The 17,742-nt window shown below is 56.2% G+C and carries 13 protein-coding genes; 10 read left to right on the top strand and 3 right to left on the bottom strand.

The window, feature by feature from the left end:
• Positions 1-355 precede the first annotated feature (355 nt).
• The 3 genes from dapB (at position 356) to E1180_RS15510 (ending at position 4,597) form a co-directional block, all read left to right on the top strand.
• Positions 356-1,177, top strand: coding sequence for a 4-hydroxy-tetrahydrodipicolinate reductase (dapB, locus tag E1180_RS15520; RefSeq protein ID WP_155192271.1), 822 nt, complete (start codon positions 356-358; stop codon positions 1,175-1,177).
• A gap of 16 nt (positions 1,178-1,193) precedes the next feature.
• Positions 1,194-1,814: a 2,3-bisphosphoglycerate-dependent phosphoglycerate mutase gene (locus E1180_RS15515; protein WP_155192268.1), complete on the top strand. Its 621-nt coding sequence runs from the start codon at positions 1,194-1,196 to the stop codon at positions 1,812-1,814.
• A 338-nt stretch (positions 1,815-2,152) separates the two neighbouring features.
• The gene (locus E1180_RS15510; protein WP_155192266.1) at positions 2,153-4,597 is read left to right on the top strand and encodes a methyl-accepting chemotaxis protein; all 2,445 of its coding nucleotides are present in this window, start codon (positions 2,153-2,155) and stop codon (positions 4,595-4,597) included.
• Between the two features lie 89 nt (positions 4,598-4,686).
• On the opposite strand, the gene E1180_RS15505 is transcribed toward E1180_RS15510, so the two are convergent.
• The 3 genes from E1180_RS15505 to E1180_RS15495 are packed head-to-tail and all read right to left on the bottom strand — an operon-like array spanning position 4,687 to position 7,363.
• Positions 4,687-5,688, bottom strand: coding sequence for an adenosine kinase (locus tag E1180_RS15505; RefSeq protein ID WP_155192264.1), 1,002 nt, complete (start codon positions 5,686-5,688; stop codon positions 4,687-4,689).
• Positions 5,689-5,718: 30 nt separating this feature from the next.
• Positions 5,719-6,609 carry a prephenate dehydratase gene (locus tag E1180_RS15500; RefSeq protein WP_155192262.1) on the bottom strand — a complete coding sequence of 297 codons (891 nt, stop codon included), beginning with the start codon at positions 6,607-6,609 and terminating at the stop codon, positions 5,719-5,721.
• Positions 6,610-6,628: 19 nt separating this feature from the next.
• The gene (locus E1180_RS15495) at positions 6,629-7,363 is read right to left on the bottom strand and encodes a 3-deoxy-manno-octulosonate cytidylyltransferase (protein WP_155192260.1); all 735 of its coding nucleotides are present in this window, start codon (positions 7,361-7,363) and stop codon (positions 6,629-6,631) included.
• Between the two features lie 196 nt (positions 7,364-7,559).
• Between E1180_RS15495 and E1180_RS15490 the strand changes: the two genes are divergently transcribed.
• The 7 genes from E1180_RS15490 to E1180_RS15460 all read left to right on the top strand — a co-directional run bounded on the left by E1180_RS15490 (position 7,560) and on the right by E1180_RS15460 (position 17,687).
• Complete coding sequence (locus E1180_RS15490) at positions 7,560-8,174, top strand: c-type cytochrome (RefSeq protein WP_155192258.1); 615 nt, start codon at positions 7,560-7,562, stop codon at positions 8,172-8,174.
• A 157-nt stretch (positions 8,175-8,331) separates the two neighbouring features.
• Positions 8,332-9,789, top strand: a complete 1,458-nt coding sequence (locus E1180_RS15485) for a diguanylate cyclase (protein ID WP_208997177.1) — start codon at positions 8,332-8,334, stop codon at positions 9,787-9,789.
• Between the two features lie 105 nt (positions 9,790-9,894).
• The gene (locus E1180_RS15480) at positions 9,895-11,775 is read left to right on the top strand and encodes an extracellular solute-binding protein (protein ID WP_155192255.1); all 1,881 of its coding nucleotides are present in this window, start codon (positions 9,895-9,897) and stop codon (positions 11,773-11,775) included.
• The gene (locus E1180_RS15475; RefSeq protein WP_155192253.1) at positions 11,772-13,658 is read left to right on the top strand and encodes an extracellular solute-binding protein; all 1,887 of its coding nucleotides are present in this window, start codon (positions 11,772-11,774) and stop codon (positions 13,656-13,658) included. The genes E1180_RS15480 and E1180_RS15475 overlap by 4 nt, the downstream gene beginning before the upstream one ends.
• A gap of 77 nt (positions 13,659-13,735) precedes the next feature.
• Positions 13,736-14,857 carry a microcin C ABC transporter permease YejB gene (locus E1180_RS15470; protein ID WP_155192251.1) on the top strand — a complete coding sequence of 374 codons (1,122 nt, stop codon included), beginning with the start codon at positions 13,736-13,738 and terminating at the stop codon, positions 14,855-14,857.
• Positions 14,858-14,860: 3 nt separating this feature from the next.
• Positions 14,861-16,045 (top strand): ABC transporter permease, encoded by a 1,185-nt coding sequence (locus tag E1180_RS15465; protein WP_155192249.1) that lies wholly within the window; start codon positions 14,861-14,863, stop codon positions 16,043-16,045.
• A gap of 10 nt (positions 16,046-16,055) precedes the next feature.
• Positions 16,056-17,687, top strand: a complete 1,632-nt coding sequence (locus E1180_RS15460; RefSeq protein ID WP_155192247.1) for an ABC transporter ATP-binding protein — start codon at positions 16,056-16,058, stop codon at positions 17,685-17,687.
• Positions 17,688-17,742 lie beyond the last annotated feature (55 nt).

Raw genomic sequence — 17,742 nt, 5'->3', positions numbered from 1 at the left:
AAACGTCGGCAGGCAGTCCTGTGTGCAGGTTTTATAGGCGCAGCCATCCCCGGCAAAATCTTGGATTGTATGACTGCAACCATGTTCGCCCGCCCCATGAAACGTAAGCTGTCATTATACATTTTGAGAGCCAGCGTAACATTGTAGGGTTTATCATTCGTGAAAGCTGAAAACCAATCTGGCGCACAGAATACGTGCATTTTGATCTGTAAAAATATTCATTGTTACTTATCATGAGATAATAATCGGAGTTGATATGTCATTTTTGCCATGCCGGGCGTATGGGCGTAGTGCCGTTTGCCTCCCGGGCCGAACCTGCTATACCGCCCCCAACCACGAGCCGAGGAAAGCATAAATGGCGCAAATGCGTTTGGTGGTCGTCGGGGCAGGCGGCCGTATGGGCCGGGCCTTGATCCGGGCCGTTCATGACACGGATGGAGCCGCTGTCGTCGCTGCGATCGAGCGGTCCGGCTCGGAGTTCCTTGGTCAGGACGCCGGCGAACTGGCTGGTACGGGCCCGGCGGGTGTTCCAATTACCGAGGATGCTTTGACAGCATTCGCCAACGCCGACGGCGTGTTGGACTTCACAGCGCCTGCCGCGAGCCTCTGGTATGCTGAACTGGCTGCACAGGCGCGCATCGTGCATGTCATCGGCACCACAGGATGGGCAGAGGGCGAAGATGCGCCGTTAAAGGCCGCGGCGCGGCACGCCAGAATCATCAAATCCGGCAACATGAGCCTTGGTGTGAACTTGCTTGCCGCTCTGGTGCGTCAAGCGGCGGCGGCATTGGATGCGGACTTCGATATTGAAGTCCTGGAAATGCATCACAAACACAAGGTCGATGCGCCTTCGGGGACGGCTCTCATGCTTGGGGACGCGGCGGCCGAAGGCCGGGGCGTCGATCTGAACAGCCATTCTGTCAGGACGCGGGACGGAATTATGGATCCGCGAAAAAGCGGCGACATAGGTTTTGCAACGCTGCGCGGCGGTTCGGTCATAGGTGAGCATTCCGTGATTTTCGCCGGAGAAGGTGAGCGTATCGAACTGACGCACCGCGCCGAGGACCGGCAGTTGTTTGCACGCGGTGCCGTCAAGGCTGCGTTGTGGGGATTTGACCGGAAACCCGGGTTTTATTCGATGGCCGACGTTCTCGGTCTCGGCCAGAGTAATGTGTGACATTTAGGAGAGTGGCATGGAGCGCCTTTTAGTGCTTGTCCGACACGGGCAAAGCGAGTGGAACTTGAAAAACCTGTTCACCGGCTGGAAGAACCCGGACCTGACAGAACAGGGCGTTGCTGAAGCGCATAAGGCAGGGGAACAACTGCGCGATTTGAAACTCTCTTTCGACCTGGCCTTCACATCCGATTTGTCACGAGCCCAGAAAACACTGGACATCATCCTGGGTGAGTTGGGTCAAACCGGCTTGGAGACTCTCAAGGACCAGGCGCTGAACGAACGTGATTACGGCGATATCACGGGCATGAATAAGGACGAGGCACGCGAAAAATTCGGCGAAGAGCAGGTCCATATCTGGCGCCGGTCATATGATGTTCCACCGCCCGGTGGCGAGAGCCTCAAGATGACGGCTGAACGCGTATTGCCCTATTACAAGGCCGAAATTCTCCCAAAGGTGCTGTCAGGAAAACGCACTATCGTGGCTGCTCACGGGAATTCCCTGCGCTCTTTGATCATGGACCTTGAAAAGTTGAGCCCGGACGAAATTCTGAAAAGAGAACTTGGGACCGGGGCGCCAATTATTTATCGCCTGGATGAAAATGGCGGTGTGGTGAGTGTGCAAGATCTCGCGGACTAGGTCCGCTGCGGAACATGATCTTATAGAGGCGGCTTAGGCCGCCTTTTTTCTTTGCTGACCGTGAGAGATGTCTATGTATGCAGTGTGCTGCCGGCAAGATGAACCTGTGCCACAAAGGGGCTGCAACCCAAGGTTAGGCAAGAATCTAAAGCCTTTCATTTACCTATTGCCGGATTTTGACCGCGTTCGGAGAAAAAGAAGCAGGAAAGTACCCTAGCGTAAGTATAGGTGTTTTATGCTGTAATAATTTAGCCGGTTCATTATTTACAAAGCATTCATTTTTCGGGCCGTAAATCCTCGCAGATCCAGATACTGACGTCGGTGGGGACGGTCGATTTATGAATACTATTTCTCGTGTTTTTACGAATTTCAAATTCGCTACAAAAGTCTGGGGCGGCTTCGGTGCCGTCCTTGCACTCACTCTTATAGTTGGAGGCATGGCGGCTTGGGCCATATCCGGACTGTCTGCGCGCACGGCCGTTTCCGATGCCGCATCATCTGCAATGACCACATTGCAGCAGGTGTCCGTATCCCGGGAAGCTTATCTGAAGCAGAAGGCACCGGGACTTGCCGCGTCAACGGTTGAAGAAATCGACAATCTCAAATCGCGGTTGGAAAGCCTCAAGGCGGCGTTGTCGGACCCATCCGTTGCAGCCCAGGTCGATGACGTCATCAGCGTGACCGAGGAATTCGAAACAGCGTTCATTGCGGTGACTCGCCAGACAGAGAACCAAAATCAACAAGTAGCCGAAGTCAATGCAGCAAGTGCTGAACTGAGCGGATTGACAGAGCTGATTGGCCGGGAGGTCTCCGACGCGCAAGCCAAGTCTGCGGAGCGGGCGGCGGCGGCGCAGAAACAGCAGGAAGCTGCGCGAGCGCTCCAGAGGCAGGCTCAGGCTGTTCAGGAAGCAGCTCTTCGGCTTGACCCGCGCTTTGGGCCCGGCGGTGAATACAAGAAAAAGGACCTCACGGATGAAGTGATGGCCGAGATCAATAACGATATCCAACAAATGGTGGACAGCGCAGCAGCCCTAAAAACAGCAGAGCTGCCAACCCTTAAGGCAGAAGAAGCGCTAGCGCTCGCCGCTATGGCGGTGAACATGCAAACTGCGTTGCCGGACCTACTGGGTGAAACCAACCTGTTCAATCGGGCGGGCAAGAAGAAGACTGTTGCCGATCTGATAGTAGGTCTTAAGGACGGATCGCTGAATGCCCGTTTTGCCGGCTATGAGGCGCTGAGCCAGGAGCTGGACGGCGCCAATAAGGCGCAAGAAGAGCTGTCGAAAATGGCCACTGTCAGCCAGCAGGCAATCATCCTTGCCAATGCAACAGCGGCCATTAAAACCGATTCCCTGGCAGCAGTCTCCGGGCAAGCTGATATCAGCATGCCGGAAGTGCACAGCCAGCTGGAAACGCTCACATCCGTTGCCGATACCCTTGCCGGCTTCAGCGGAGTACTGCCTGCTGCTGCGGACAGCATTAGTGCAATGCCGGCGGCCATAACCCAGTTTGACACTGCGTTTGAGCAAATCATCGCCATGCAATCTGAAATGGAAACCCTGGAGCGGCGCCTGGACGATTTATCCCGTGGCGTGAGCGCGCAAATTTCGGAGATTGCATCCAATCAGCTGCGCCTAGCGCGGGAGGCCGGTCAGGCGGCTCTGATCTTGATCGCCGGGATCATCGCATTGTCCATATTGGCGGTTGCTGCGCTTGCCTTTGTCCTGAACCTTGCAATCACACGGCCAATCAAGACTTTGACAGGTGTGATGGGCGAACTTGCTGACGGGAACAACCAGGTTGACATTCCAGGTGCTGATCGCGGCGACGAGATCGGTGAAATGAGCCGAACGGTCATGGTTTTCCGGACAAACTCGCAAGAGCGTGCGCGGCTACGGGCTGAAAGAGAGCAGGAGGATGCGGCTAATCGCACCCGCCAGGAGCGCACGGACCATCTCATCCGGGATTTCCGGGACGCTGCCCGCAACATGCTTGCGTCGGTCGGCCAAACGGCCGAAGATTTGGATGGAACCGCAAAATCACTAACCGAAATCGCCGGAAACAGTTCTGCTCAGGCGAGCGATACCAAGAACGCATCGACTGTTGCGAGCGAAAACGTCAGCATGGTCGCCTCGGCTGCTGAAGAGCTGGCTGCTTCGATCAGCGAAATAAGCAATCAGGTCGAGCGGACGGCAGAAGTTGTCGGGCGGGCGACGGAAGGGACCCGGATGACCAACGAAAAGGTTGCCGGCCTCGCAGAATCCGCGGGCAAGATCGGCGAGGTTGTCACGCTCATTCAAGCCATTGCGGAACAGACCAATCTTCTGGCGCTGAATGCAACAATCGAGGCAGCGCGCGCTGGTGAGGCCGGCAAGGGCTTTGCGGTCGTGGCCGCGGAGGTCAAGGAACTGGCGACGCAAACATCCAAGGCGACCGAAGAAATCAGCGCGCAGATCTCCGCGATCCAGAGTGCGACCCAAGATTCGGTTAGCGCGATTGAAGACATCACCCGGACTATGGATGAGGTGAATTCCTATACGAACGCAATTGCCAGTGCTGTAGCCCAGCAAGGATCGGCAACGACCGAAATTTCGCAAAACGTGCAGCAGGCCGCTGAAGGGACAGGTATCGTGACGCGCAACATGTCCGGATTATCCTCTGCAGTCGATCAGACAGCATCTTCCGCTGATGATGTGGTCCGGGCGGCCGGGGAACTCAGCACACGCACGGACCAGCTTCGCACGGAAGTTGACCGCTTCCTGGACAGCGTCGCGGCAGCCTGATCCGTTTCGCTATTAGGTGCAGATCTTAGAACGAAAAAAGCCCGGCTGGTAAACCGGGCTTTTGGGATTCTGGATGTCTTGTCGCCGTCTTAGACGCTGAAACCGTTTTCTGCCGCAATTGCTTTCAACGGGCGCTCAGGACGGGCGCCAACGTGAGAAATCACCCGGGAAGCACATAGACAGCCGAGCTCGGTGGCCCGCTTCAGATCATAATCCCTGGCGAGACCGTAGAGCACGCCGGATGCAAAAAGATCACCGGCTCCTGTCAGATCGACAACAGTATCGACCTTCTGGGCGGGAACTTCCACGGTATTTGTCTTGTCGAACGTCACGGCGCCTTTGCTGCCAAGTGTCAAGCAGGTCAAGACATCCGCTTCGCGGATCGCTGCGATCGCGCTGTCGAGGTCTGAGGTCTGATACAGCGCTTTGAGTTCGTGTTCATTGGCAAAGACGATGTCGAGCGTGCCGTCCTCCAGCATGCCAAGGAACTCGTCGCGGTACCGGTCAACACAAAACGAATCTGACAGGGTAATGGCGACTTTCCTGCCGTTCTCATGAGCGATCCCGGCCGCCTTCAGGAATGCTTTTTTGGCTTGTTCCGGATCCCAGAGATAGCCTTCCATGTATGTGATTGCCGAAACGGCAACGACATTAGGATCGACGTCATCAGGCGTAAATTCCGTGCATGCGCCCAGATAGGTATTCATTGTGCGCTCACCGTCCGGCGTGATCAGGATCAAGGACCGGGCGGTCGGTTTCCATTCGCGCAGCCGCGGTGTGTTGAAGTAAACACCGGTTCCGTTCATGTCGTGGTAATAGCTGTCGCCGAGCTCGTCTTCCGCGACCTTGCCGAAGTAAGCCGGGTTTCCGCCGAGCGAAGCGATACCAGCTGCGGTGTTGCCGGCGCTGCCCCCGGAAATGCGCACTGTCTGGCCCATCTTTTCAAACAGCCTGACCGCTTCATCCGTATCGATCAAGCGCATGGACCCTTTATGAAGGCTCTCCTTGACCAGGAAGTCTTCTTCAACATGGGAAAAAACATCGCAGATGGCATTCCCTATGCACAGGGCATCAAATCTCGTTTCGGTCATGAAATCCTCGCGTTCGCCGATCCGTGACGACTATGATTGCGGATTAGGTCTTAAAGCCCGGTTTGCTTCCGGTTCTTTAATTTTGTCGCGGAAGGGGCTGGCGCGGTAGACGCCCAGCATCGTGAGTTCCGCACAGAAAAAGGCAAGCTCTTCAAGAGCAAGGGCGACAGCCGGATCCTCCGGATGGCCTTCAATATCGGCGTAGAACATGGATGCGAAGAACTGGCCTTCGAGCTGGTAGGATTCCAGCTTGGTCATGTTGACACCGTTCGTGGCAAAGCCGCCCAGGGCCTTGTAGAGAGCTGCCGGAACGTTGCGGACACGGAAGATGAATGTGGTGATCACCGGCTGGCCGTTATGCGCCGCTTCCATCTTCTCACGCGACAGAATGACGAAACGGGTGGTGTTGTGGGCGGCATCCTCGACGTCCCGGCGCAATATATCGAGACCGTAGATTTCTGCCGCCATCTCCGGTGCGAGAGCTGCCACAGAGGGATCGCCCAACTCCGCCACCTGCCGGGCGGAGCCTGCGGTATCGCCGCCTACCACGGCCGTCAGGCCGAGCTCCCTGATAACATTCCGGCACTGGCCAAGCGCATGGATATGGCTCTGAACAGTTTTTAACCCGTCCAAGCTGGCGCCTTTCGGGGCCATGAGCTGGAACCGGATGGGCATGAAGTACTCGCCGATAATATGCAGGTCTGATTTCGGCAAAAGATGGTGAATGTCTGCAACCCGGCCTGCGACTGAGTTTTCAATTGGGATCATCGCAAGGTCGGCTGAGCCGTCAGACATCGCGGAAAAGCAGTCTTCAAAAGTGGCGCAGGCGATTGCTTCGTAATCCGGATAAACACTGCGGCACGCCATGTGTGAGTTGGCGCCGGTTTCGCCTTGGAAGACGATTCTTTTTCTGTCGGTCATGCGATTGGAAACCTTGGTATTACAAAGATTGATAGGCAGCGCGTGCGCGCTCCAAGTCGTCTGGAGTATTCACATCCATCGGAGCACTGCTGATGACGGATGCGTCTATCCGCATACCAGCCTCCAGAGCCCTGAGCTGTTCGAGTTTCTCGCGCTGTTCGAGAGGGGCCGGCGGCAAGCTGACAAATTTCGCCAAGGCTGCTCTGCGGTACGCGTATATTCCGATGTGATGATAGAAGACGCCGTCACCGTAGGGAGCTGTCGCGCGGCTAAAATAAAGCGTGCGGAGCTGACCCTGACCGTTCGGCGTTGCGATCGCTTTCACAAAGTTCGGATCGTCGCGAAATGCGGCGGATGTGAACTCGGTGACGATTGTCCCAATGGCGACCTCGGGAATGCTGAGGGGGGAGAGCGCTGCTCGAATCGCGTCCGGCTCGATCAGCGGTACGTCGCCTTGGACATTCAAAACCGTATCGAATGTGCGATCAGGATCCACCAGATCTACAGCTTCGTGAATGCGGTCGGAGCCCGAGGGATGGTCCGGCCGTGTCAAAACGGCCCTGCAACCGGCCTTTTCCACGGCATCAGCGATTTCTTGGGTGTCTGTTGCGACAACCACCGGACCTATGTCGGCATTCAGGGCCTGCTCAACCACGCGCACAATCATTGGTTTACCGCAGATATCCGCAAGCGGCTTGCGCGGAAGCCTGGTCGCGGCCATGCGGGCCGGGATGATTACAAGGGCACCTGTCATGTTGTCTCCCACGCGGCGAAAATGGCTCAAAACGCTGCAAAAAAACCACCGCGTCCGTTTGTCGTATCAGTTGCCCTTTTAAAGCTATGGACAGCAAGGTCAAAAAATTTGTAGGTTCCGGCAAAATTTGAGACACAGGAGGGGTTGCAACAGCCGTTGTGATCCCGGACGCGAAATATCTTGGAGTCGGAGAGACATGGATTCCTTCACGCTGAACAAGGCCGCTGGGGCGGTTCTGATGGTTCTTATATTGACCATGGGTGTTGGGATCGTTTCCGACATCATCTTTCAGCCGACTATCCCGGGCAAACCGGGTTACGAAATAGTTGTAGCCTCTGCAGAAGATGCGACCAGCGAAGTTACACCCGAGCCGGACATCGTACCGATTTCGGAGCGGCTTCTTGCTGCATCGGCTTCTGACGGCGAGGGCGTTGCGAGAAAGTGTGCTGCTTGTCATGCCTTTGAAAAGGGCGGCGCCAACAAGGTTGGTCCGGGCCTGTGGAACGTTCTTGGCAATCAGCCCGGTACCCATGACGGCTTCGGCTACTCCTCCGCGATGGTGGCTTATGGCGAGGAAAATGGTGAGTGGACTTACGAAGGGCTCGACAATTTCCTGGCGGCTCCGCGAAACTACATCGATGGCACATCCATGAGCTTTGCCGGTCTTCGCAAGCCTGAGGAACGGGCGGATCTCATCGCTTACATGCGCGAACAGTCTGACTCACCGCTGCCATTGCCTGAAGTCGAGGCTGCGGCTCCGGTTGAAGAGGCTCCGGCTCCGGCTGACGAAGCCCCGGCCGCAACCGAGTAACCCGGTTCAAAGGCAAAGCGCGGTTAGCGCTTAGTAATAAGACTGTATAAAGAGCCGGGCCGTGCCCGGCTTTTTTGTTTGACTATGCCGATTTTCATTAGGGGAAAAATTAATAAATCTTACGCTACGTATAGGAGTGTGTTGTTGTGAGATGGGCATGGTCCGTATGGCCGCGAATACGGTTCGAAAATTTTTCCTTGGCTCGAATGGGGTCTGGACTGCGTCAATTGTCGCGGTGGTTTGTTTTCTCGCTGGTATCGCAGTTACCGCCCATGTTGGGCAACTGGTGCGTAACGAGTTGATCTCCCAGCACAAACGGGATGCTGTCGGAAGTCTGTCTGAAGCAAGGGCCCGTTTGGAAGGCGAGATAAGCAGAACCGTGGCACATGGGCTTGCCGTTCGCGCCTTTGTCGCCGAACTCAAAGACACGCCGTTCGAGCTGGAAGACTACCGCCGGATCTCGATGGAGGTGATTGAAGACAATACCTCAATCCGGTCGGTTGGGATAGCGCCAAACAATATTCTCCAGGCGGTGTTCCCGCTCGAGCCGAACCGCGCAGCGCTGGGTCTCAATTACCGGATGAACACGGCACAATGGCCTGCCATCAGAGAAGCCATGTTGTCCCGCGAAATGGTCATTGCCGGGCCCTTGGAGCTCGTTCAAGGCGGCAAAGCCCTGCTGATTCGCATTCCGGTGTTTCCAGCCGATGCACCCGGGCAGCCCATGAAGGAACGGCCGTATTGGGGGGTGATCACGCTTGTCCTGGATGAGGCGGGAGTGATGAGCAGCGCCGGCATCACAGATATGATGGACGACCTGCGGATTGCCTTGGTCGACCGGAATGCGGTGAGCGAAGAAAAGGCACACATCTACGGCAGCCTGGGGCTGGAGAAAACAGATCACGTTTCCCTGCCGCTTCACCTTCCAGGCGGCCTGAATTGGGAGCTGCAAGGTTATCCGGAAATGGGTTGGTCGGAGGCAGGCAACAATGTCTGGACCACTCAGTTGATTGGAAGCCTGATATCACTGGTGTTCGGCGCCATGGCGTTTCTGCTCATCAGTGAGGTCTACAAGGTGCGGTCGATGGCATTGCACGATCCCCTGACCGGCCTTGCCAACCGGCGGCTTCTGGAGGACCGGATGCATCAGCTCGCAGTCATGTGTGAGCGCACCGGGACAGGATTTGAAATCTTCTATGTGGATTTGGATGCATTCAAGCCGGTGAATGACAATTACGGCCATAGCGTCGGTGACCAGTTATTGATCGAGATCGGCCTGAGACTTCAGCGTCAGACCCGTCAGACAGATACGGTGGCCCGCGTTGGCGGTGATGAGTTTATCGTGTTGACACCTGGCAACATGCGCCGCCCGGAACGTCAGATTTTTCTCACGCGGATGGAAGACAAGGTAAATCAGGTATTTGAGTGTGCCGGAGCGGTGATTGAGGTGCAGGCGAGTATTGGCAGTGCCAGCTTCCCGGGGGATGCATCGACTGTCGACGATCTCCTGAGGGTCGCCGATGGCCGCATGTATGCGCAAAAGGCAAAGGCCAAGCAAAAGCCGGGCAATCTGTCGGGCGTAGAACTTCCGAAAACTGGCGGAATGGCAGGTTAAATTTCTGTCATCTCGGTCTCAGGCGGGTGACGCAGCGCCCGCACGTCCCTACACTGTCTCGAGTGAGACACTATTTGCAATGATTGCAAAGGGACGGAGTAGCCAATGATGAGTATATGGTCGGCGAAGCAGACAAAAACCTGGCGTGGGGTATGGGTTGCTTTGGCGCTGGCCACCGGCCTCACGGCCGCACCTGTATTGGCGGACGAGCCCGAATGGCATCACGCCTCGTCTTTGACGGACTCCCCGCGTTACGCTGCGGATGTTAAGCACTTCAATTACGTGAATCCCGATGCGCCAAAAGGCGGAACAGTCCGCGTGTCCGATATCGGCGGCTTTGATACATTCAATCCATTGCTTCCCAAAGGCAGCGTCGCGCCGGGGATTGGCCTGATCTACGATACTTTGATGGAACAGGCTCTGGATGAGGACGATATCAGCGGCCAATACGGTTTGATCGCGGAAGCTGTCCGGTATCCAGATGACTATTCATGGGTGGAATATCGGCTCAATCCGGCCGCCCGCTGGCACGACGGCAAGAGTATTACGCCGGAAGACGTTATCTGGTCGTTTGAAAAAGCGACAGAACTGAGCCCGCGCCAGCGCTTTTATTATCAAAACGTGACATCGGCCACATCCCCGAGTGAGGGCATCGTCCGGTTCGAATTCGATGCAGCCAACAATCGCGAGCTTCCCCACATCGTTGGCCAGATCCTGGTCTTGCCTAAACACTGGTGGACTGGAACGGATGCGGACGGCCAGCAACGCGACATCGGGCGAAGCTTGATCGAGGCGCCCATGGGCTCCGGCCCCTACAAGATCAAGAGTTTTGAGCCAAACCGTTTTGTCGTTTACGAGCGGGTGGAAGACTATTGGGCGCAGGATCTTCCGGTCCGCACCGGCACCAACAACTTCGATGAAATCCGCTACGATTCGTATCTGGACCAGACTGTGCTGCTTGAGGCTTTCAAAGGAGATCAATACGACTGGCGGTCTGAAAACATCGCGAAAAACTGGGCTACGGGATACGAAATCCCGGCCGTAGAAGACGGAAAAATCGTCCTCGAGACCTTCGCGGATCGCGGCCGCGGGATCATGCAGGCGTTCGTTCCCAACCTGCGTCTGGAGAAATTTCAGGATGAACGGGTCCGCAGGGCGTTAAACCTTGCCTTCGATTTTGAATCCATCAACCGGACTGCGTTTTTTGATCAATACAAGCGGACCGCTTCCTATTTCGCAGGTACTGAACTTGCCCATTCCGGGCTTCCTGAGGGTGAGGAACTCGAGATCCTGGAAAGCGTGCGGGATCTTATACCCGCTGAGGTCTTTACGCAGGAGTATCAAAACCCGGTCGGTGGGAGCCGTGATGCTCTCAGGTCAAACCTGAGGCAAGCTGTTGGGTTGTTCCGGGAAGCTGGCTATCAGCTTGAGGACGGCACGATGGTCCATGCTGAGACCCGAGAGCCCTTTACTATTGAGTTCGTGGACAACAATCCGAACTCGGTCCGGTATGTGCAGCCTTACGCGGATGAGCTTGCCAAACTCGGGATTGAGATGACGATCCGTGTCTTGGACACCCCGCAATACATCAACAGGATACGCAGCCGCGATTTCGAGATGTCGACTCTGGCATGGGCGCAGTCATTGTCTCCTGGGAATGAGCAGCGTGATTACTGGGGTAGCGTCGCGGCCGATCAGGAGCAATCCTTCAACTACGCAGGGATCAAGGATCCCGGCATTGACGCTTTGATCGACAAGGTCATTTTTGCGGATGACCGTGAGACCCTTATTGCGGCAACACGCGCGCTTGATCGGGTTCTCATGCACAACAATTACGTGATCCCCCAATGGCATTCAGGGATCTTCCGGACAGCGCGGTGGAACCGGTTCTCTCATCCCGAAACAATGCCGGAATATACGCACGGCTTTCCAACGATCTGGTGGTACGACACCGAGAAGGCTGAGAAGACAGGGGCTGCCAGATGAACCGGACAAAACCAACACGCCGCACTGTTTTGAAGTTGTCGGGTGCAGCCTTCGCGGTCGGTTCTGCGCAGATGATGCCGGGGCTTGCTGCGGTCGCCCAGGCGCAATCTTCGGCCCGGCATGGATTGTCCGTGTTCGGCGACTTGAAATACGGGCCGGATTTTACCCACTTTGAATACGCCAATCCGGATGCGCCGAAGGGTGGGACGTTTTCGTTTCAGGCACCCTACTGGTACTACAACCAAAACGTCTTGACCTATAATACGTTCAACGCCTTTGTGTTGAAGGGCGATGCCCCGCCGCGCATGGAACTGTGCTTCGACACTTTGATGGTCCGGGCCTGGGATGAGCCGGATGCTGTCTACGGTCTTGTTGCCGAGACGGTCGAAGTGTCAGAGGACGGCAACACATTTCATTTCAACTTGCGGCCCGAAGCGCGCTTTCATGATGGGTCGAAGCTGACCGCCGAGGACGCCGCTTTTTCGTTGTTGCTCCTGAAGGAAAAGGGGCATCCGTTAATGAGCCAGCCGCTCAACGTGATGCGGTCCGCCGAAGCTGTTGAAGACTATAGGCTCAGGATCGAGTTTGATGGCACGCAGTCGCGCGCCTATCCGCTGACGGTCGCCGCAAGTTACCCGATTTTTTCAAAGCGCTACTACACCGCTTATGATTTCGCGCAGTCGACCCTGACGCCGCCGCTGTCCTCCGGACCATACGAGGTCGGAGATCATGCCGTGGGCAAGTATGTCGAGTATCACAAGGTCAGTGATTACTGGGGTAAAGACCTCCCGGTGATACGCGGCCAGAAGAACTTCGATGTGGTCCGCGTGGAGTTCTTCCGGGAGCGGCAGGTCGCCTTTGAAGCCTTCAAGAAGGGCGAGGTGAACTACCGTGAGGAGTTTTCGTCAAAAAACTGGGCAACGGAATACAACTTTCCGGCGGTTGAAGACGGCCGGGTGAAAACGACGGTTTTTCCGGATGGACGGCCTTCAGGCGCTCAAGGATGGTTCCTCAATACCCGCCGCGAAAAATTCAAGGACCCCAGGGTGCGGGAAGCACTGGGCTACGCCTTCGATTTCGAGTGGTCCAACAAAAACCTCTTCTATGATCTCTACAAGCGCACGGTGTCCTTCTTTGAAAACACCGACATGAAAGCGGAAGGCCTGCCGTCGGAGGCAGAGCTTGCGCTTCTGGAACCCTTCCGTGAAGACCTTCCGGAAGCTGCTTTCGGCGAGCCGGTGACGCCTCCAGTCAGTGATGGCTCAGGTGCCGACAGGGCGCTGTTGCGGCGTGCCAACGAGCTTCTTCTGGAGGCAGGGTTCACGCGCCAGGGATCGGAGTTGCTCGGTCCGGACGGTCAACCGCTCGAGATCGAGTTTTTGAATAACACGACGGTGTTTGAACGCATCACCAATCCGTTCATCAAGAACCTTAGCCGGTTGGGTATCAAGGCAAATTTCCGGGTCGTGGATGGTGCCCAATACCAGGCCCGCTTGAATGATTATGACTTTGACATCGCGAGCCGAAGGTTCAGTTTTGGCCCGACGCTTTCGGACACGATCCGTGATTTCTGGGGTTCTGATGCTGCTGCAACGCCCGGCACCTACAACATTGCCGGCATCTCCAATCCTGCGATCGATGCGCTTATGGACAGGATTATTGCGTCGGAAAGCCGTGATGAGATGACCACAGCGGCCCGGGCGCTCGACCGTGTTTTGCGGGCCGGTCACTACTGGGTGCCTCAATGGAACAGCGGGACGCACAAGGTCGCAATGTGGGATATGTTCGGGTATCCGGAAAAAACACCGCAATACTTCTTCCCCGTGGAAGATCTGTGGTGGATAGACGAGGAAAAGGCGGAAAAGCTCGGCAAAGCCGGATAAGCTCCGCACGGTCTGCTTCCGGGCCCGACCTGAGCCCCGTTTGACCAAAGCCAATAAGAAGGGATTTGAAAAACCCTATGGGCGCATATGTTCTACGCCGTTTACTTCTCATGATACCGACCCTCGTCGGCATCATGGCGATCAATTTCATTATTATTCAATTCGCACCGGGTGGTCCGGTTGAGCGCGTGATTGCACAATTGTCAGGAACGGATGTTTCGGCAACGGCAAGGATCAGCGGCGGCGGCGGTGATATGGGGGCGGTCGGGAACGAGTCCTCTGGAGTTTCCGGGGCCGCCGCAGACAGCATCACGTCCAAGTATCGCGGCGCCCAGGGGCTGGATCCCGACTTTATTCGGGAGCTCGAGGCACAGTTTGGTTTCGACAAACCGCCGTTTGAACGCTTCTTGACTATGCTATGGGACTACGCGCGGTTTGACTTTGGCGACAGCTATTTTCGGGACGTTCGCATTGTCGATTTGATCGCCGAGAAGCTGCCCGTATCGATATCGCTCGGCCTCTGGATGACGTTGATTTCCTACTTGATTTCGATCCCGCTTGGCATCCGGAAGGCGGTTAAGGACGGATCGCGCTTTGATGTTTGGACATCGGGCATAATAATTGTGGCCTACGCAATTCCCGGGTTTCTGTTTGCGATCCTTTTGATCGTTCTGTTTGCCGGCGGCTCCTTCTGGGACTTGTTTCCATTGCGCGGGCTCGTTTCGGATAACTGGGAAGAGTTAAGCTGGCCGGCGCGGATCGCGGATTACTTCTGGCATCTGGCCTTGCCGCTAACAGCCATGGCCCTGTCCGCTTTCGCGACAACCACCTTGCTGACGAAAAACTCGTTTCTGGATGAGATCAGAAAGCAATATGTCATCACGGCAAGGGCAAAGGGCCTGACCGAGGGCCAAGTGCTTTACGGGCATGTCTTCCGAAATGCCATGCTCATTGTGGTTGCCGGATTTCCAGGTGCCTTCATTTCCGCGTTTTTTGCAGGGTCGCTGTTGATCGAGACCATCTTCTCCCTGGACGGTCTGGGTTTGCTCGGTTTTGAATCGATCATCAACCGGGACTACGCAGTGGTGTTTGCAACGCTTTATATTTTCTCCCTGCTTGGCCTGGTCGTGAACCTAATCTCTGATCTGACCTACACCTGGATCGATCCGCGCATCGATTTCGAAAGCCGGGAGGTCTGAGGGATGGATAAACGCCTGACAAAAGACCTTGAGGATGCGGGCTACGAGACGATCACTCCGCTGCCTGAAGAAACGACACCGCCCCCGAAGAAAATGCGGCTTTCGCCGATCAATCAGCGCCGGTTGGAGCTTTTTAAGGCAAACAAGCGCGGGTTCTGGTCATTGTGGATTTTTCTGGTCCTGTTCGTGCTTGCGATGCTGGCAGAGTTCATCGTCAATGACCGGCCCATCATCGTTTCCTACAAGGGCGAGATCCTGAGTCCGGTCTTTGCGGACTATCCGGAGGAAAAATTCGGCGGCTTTCTGGCTGTTACGGATTATCGGGACCCGTTCATCCAGGACGAAATCAACGCGAATGGCTGGATGGTCTGGCCGCCGATCCGCTACTCCTACCGAACTGTGAACAAGGATATTCCGGTTCCCGCGCCTGCGCCGCCGTCCTGGCGTTTGAGCAAGGAGGAGCGTTGTTCGCGCTATCCGCTTGGCGTGGATGACCCCAATTGTGTTGCAGGCAACTGGAATTGGCTTGGAACCGATGATCAGGGACGCGATGTGGTGGCCCGTCTGATCTATGGGTTCCGGATCTCGATTCTGTTCGGGCTTTCGCTCACGCTCGCCTCGTCCGCAATCGGCATCGCCGCTGGAGCGGTTCAGGGCTACTACGGTGGATGGGTCGATCTCTTCTTCCAGCGGTTCATTGAAATCTGGACGGCAATCCCGACGCTTTACCTCATCCTGATTGTCTCGTCGGTTCTCATACCTGGGTTCTGGACCCTGTTTACGATCCTGCTTGCCTTCTCCTGGGTCGCGCTGGTGGGTGTCGTGCGGGCCGAGTTCCTCCGAGGGCGCAACTTTGAATACATCTCGGCGGCGCGGGCGCTGGGCGTTTCGAACCCAGTGATCATGTGGCGGCATTTGTTGCCCAACGCGATGGTGGCGACCCTGACGTTCATGCCTTTCATATTGAACGGCTCCATCACAACGCTCACGGCTCTGGATTTCCTCGGCTTCGGGTTGCCGCCCGGATCGGCCTCGTTGGGCGAACTGCTGGCTCAGGGCAAAAACAATCTTCAGGCCCCGTGGCTTGGGATCACCGGCTTTGTCGTTGTGTCCCTCATGCTAAGCCTGTTGATCTTTATCGGCGAAGCCGTGCGCGATGCCTTCGATCCGCGCAAGACGTTGAGTTAGGAAACGCCGTATGTCTGAATCTTCACTTCTGAACGTCGAAGACCTATCGGTTGCCTTCACCCAAGGCGGTACGCAAACTCTGGCGGTCGACCGGATTTCCTTCGATATCAGGAAGGGTGAAACGGTTGCTTTGGTTGGCGAAAGCGGGTCCGGCAAGTCCGTTTCGGCGCTCTCCGTTCTCAAGCTTCTTCCCTATCCGGCAGCGTCGCACCCAACGGGTAAGATCCTGATGGGTGGAAAGGATCTGTTGCAGGCCAGTGACAGCGAATTGCGCAAGGTCCGTGGCAATCAGGTCTCGATGATTTTCCAAGAACCGATGACCTCTCTGAACCCGCTTCATACGGTGGAGCGGCAGATCTCCGAGATCTTGAAGATCCATCGTGGGATGGGGGACAGTCAGGCCCGCGAACGGGTTCTTGAACTTCTGAATCAGGTCGGCATCCGTGATCCGGAAACCCGGCTGGGGTCATATCCGCACCAATTGTCAGGCGGACAGCGCCAGCGCGTGATGATCGCAATGGCGTTGGCCAACGAACCGGACCTTCTGATTGCCGACGAGCCAACAACCGCGCTGGATGTAACCGTTCAGGCGCAGATCCTGAAGCTGCTTCAGGATCTTCAGCGCCAGCAGGGCATGGCGCTTTTGTTCATCACCCACGATTTGGGGATTGTGAGAAAATTTGCCGACCGGGTCTGCGTCATGACAAAGGGGAAGATTGTCGAGCAAGGCCCAGTGGCGGAGATCTTCGATAGACCGCAACACGACTACACCAAACACCTGCTGGCTGCCGAGCCAAAAGGCGAACCGCCTGCAACGGACACGGCAAAACCGATTGTGGTCCAGGCCGATGACCTCAAGGTTTGGTTTCCGGTCAAACGGGGTCTCTTGCGCCGGACGGTCGATCATATCAAGGCGGTGGATGGCATAGACATCAAGGTGCGGGAAGGCCAAACCCTTGGTATTGTCGGGGAGAGCGGGTCCGGCAAGACAACGCTCGGCCTGGCGATCTTGAGGATGATATCGTCAACGGGACGTATCGCCTTCCAGGGAGCTGATATTCAGGCCAACTCCTGGAAACAGATGCGCCCGCTTCGCCGTGATATGCAGATCGTCTTCCAGGACCCGTTTGGCGCCCTCAGCCCCCGGATGTCGGTTGCCGATATTGTGGGCGAAGGCCTGCAGGTTCATTTTCCAGGAATCTCCGCGGATGAACGCGACCGGAAGGTCGCCAAGGCCTTGGAGGAGGTCGGCCTGGATGCGTCTACCCGGCATCGTTATCCGCACGAGTTTTCAGGCGGTCAGCGTCAGCGGATCTCAATTGCCCGGGCAATGGTTCTGGAGCCGAAATTCGTCATGCTGGATGAGCCGACGTCGGCGCTTGATATGAGTGTGCAGGCGCAGGTCGTGGATTTGCTCCGGGACCTGCAAAAGGCCCACGGCCTTGCTTACCTTTTCATCTCGCACGACCTGAAAGTGGTGCGGGCGCTTGCCAATGAAGTCATTGTCATGCGCAATGGAAAGGTCGTGGAAGCTGGAAACCGCGACCAGATTTTCGACACACCGAAGACCGATTATACAAAAGCCCTGATGGCAGCAGCCTTCCATTTGGAGACGGCCCCGGAAGGCGTGGTAAACGTCTGAGTTTCAAAGTATAGGCCACGTTTCTTTGGATCTGCCCGCCGGCAAGACGCGTAGG

The organism is Roseibium denhamense, assembly GCF_009711415.1.
GTDB classification, from domain to species: domain Bacteria; phylum Pseudomonadota; class Alphaproteobacteria; order Rhizobiales; family Stappiaceae; genus Roseibium; species Roseibium denhamense.
Note: the sequence above shows the minus strand (reverse complement) of the source record. Positions and strands in the feature narration are given on the sequence as shown.

Bases quoted from the DNA above. Each gene is read 5' to 3' on its own strand.
- dapB (WP_155192271.1), top strand. From the start codon at position 356: ATGGCGCAAATGCGTTTGGTGGTCGTCGGGGCAGGCGGCCGTATGGGC.
- E1180_RS15515 (WP_155192268.1), top strand. From the start codon at position 1,194: ATGGAGCGCCTTTTAGTGCTTGTCCGACACGGGCAAAGCGAGTGGAAC.
- E1180_RS15510 (WP_155192266.1), top strand. From the start codon at position 2,153: ATGAATACTATTTCTCGTGTTTTTACGAATTTCAAATTCGCTACAAAA.
- E1180_RS15505 (WP_155192264.1), bottom strand. From the start codon at position 5,688: ATGACCGAAACGAGATTTGATGCCCTGTGCATAGGGAATGCCATCTGC.
- E1180_RS15500 (WP_155192262.1), bottom strand. From the start codon at position 6,609: ATGACCGACAGAAAAAGAATCGTCTTCCAAGGCGAAACCGGCGCCAAC.
- E1180_RS15495 (WP_155192260.1), bottom strand. From the start codon at position 7,363: ATGACAGGTGCCCTTGTAATCATCCCGGCCCGCATGGCCGCGACCAGG.
- E1180_RS15490 (WP_155192258.1), top strand. From the start codon at position 7,560: ATGGATTCCTTCACGCTGAACAAGGCCGCTGGGGCGGTTCTGATGGTT.
- E1180_RS15485 (WP_208997177.1), top strand. From the start codon at position 8,332: ATGGTCCGTATGGCCGCGAATACGGTTCGAAAATTTTTCCTTGGCTCG.
- E1180_RS15480 (WP_155192255.1), top strand. From the start codon at position 9,895: ATGATGAGTATATGGTCGGCGAAGCAGACAAAAACCTGGCGTGGGGTA.
- E1180_RS15475 (WP_155192253.1), top strand. From the start codon at position 11,772: ATGAACCGGACAAAACCAACACGCCGCACTGTTTTGAAGTTGTCGGGT.
- E1180_RS15470 (WP_155192251.1), top strand. From the start codon at position 13,736: ATGGGCGCATATGTTCTACGCCGTTTACTTCTCATGATACCGACCCTC.
- E1180_RS15465 (WP_155192249.1), top strand. From the start codon at position 14,861: ATGGATAAACGCCTGACAAAAGACCTTGAGGATGCGGGCTACGAGACG.
- E1180_RS15460 (WP_155192247.1), top strand. From the start codon at position 16,056: ATGTCTGAATCTTCACTTCTGAACGTCGAAGACCTATCGGTTGCCTTC.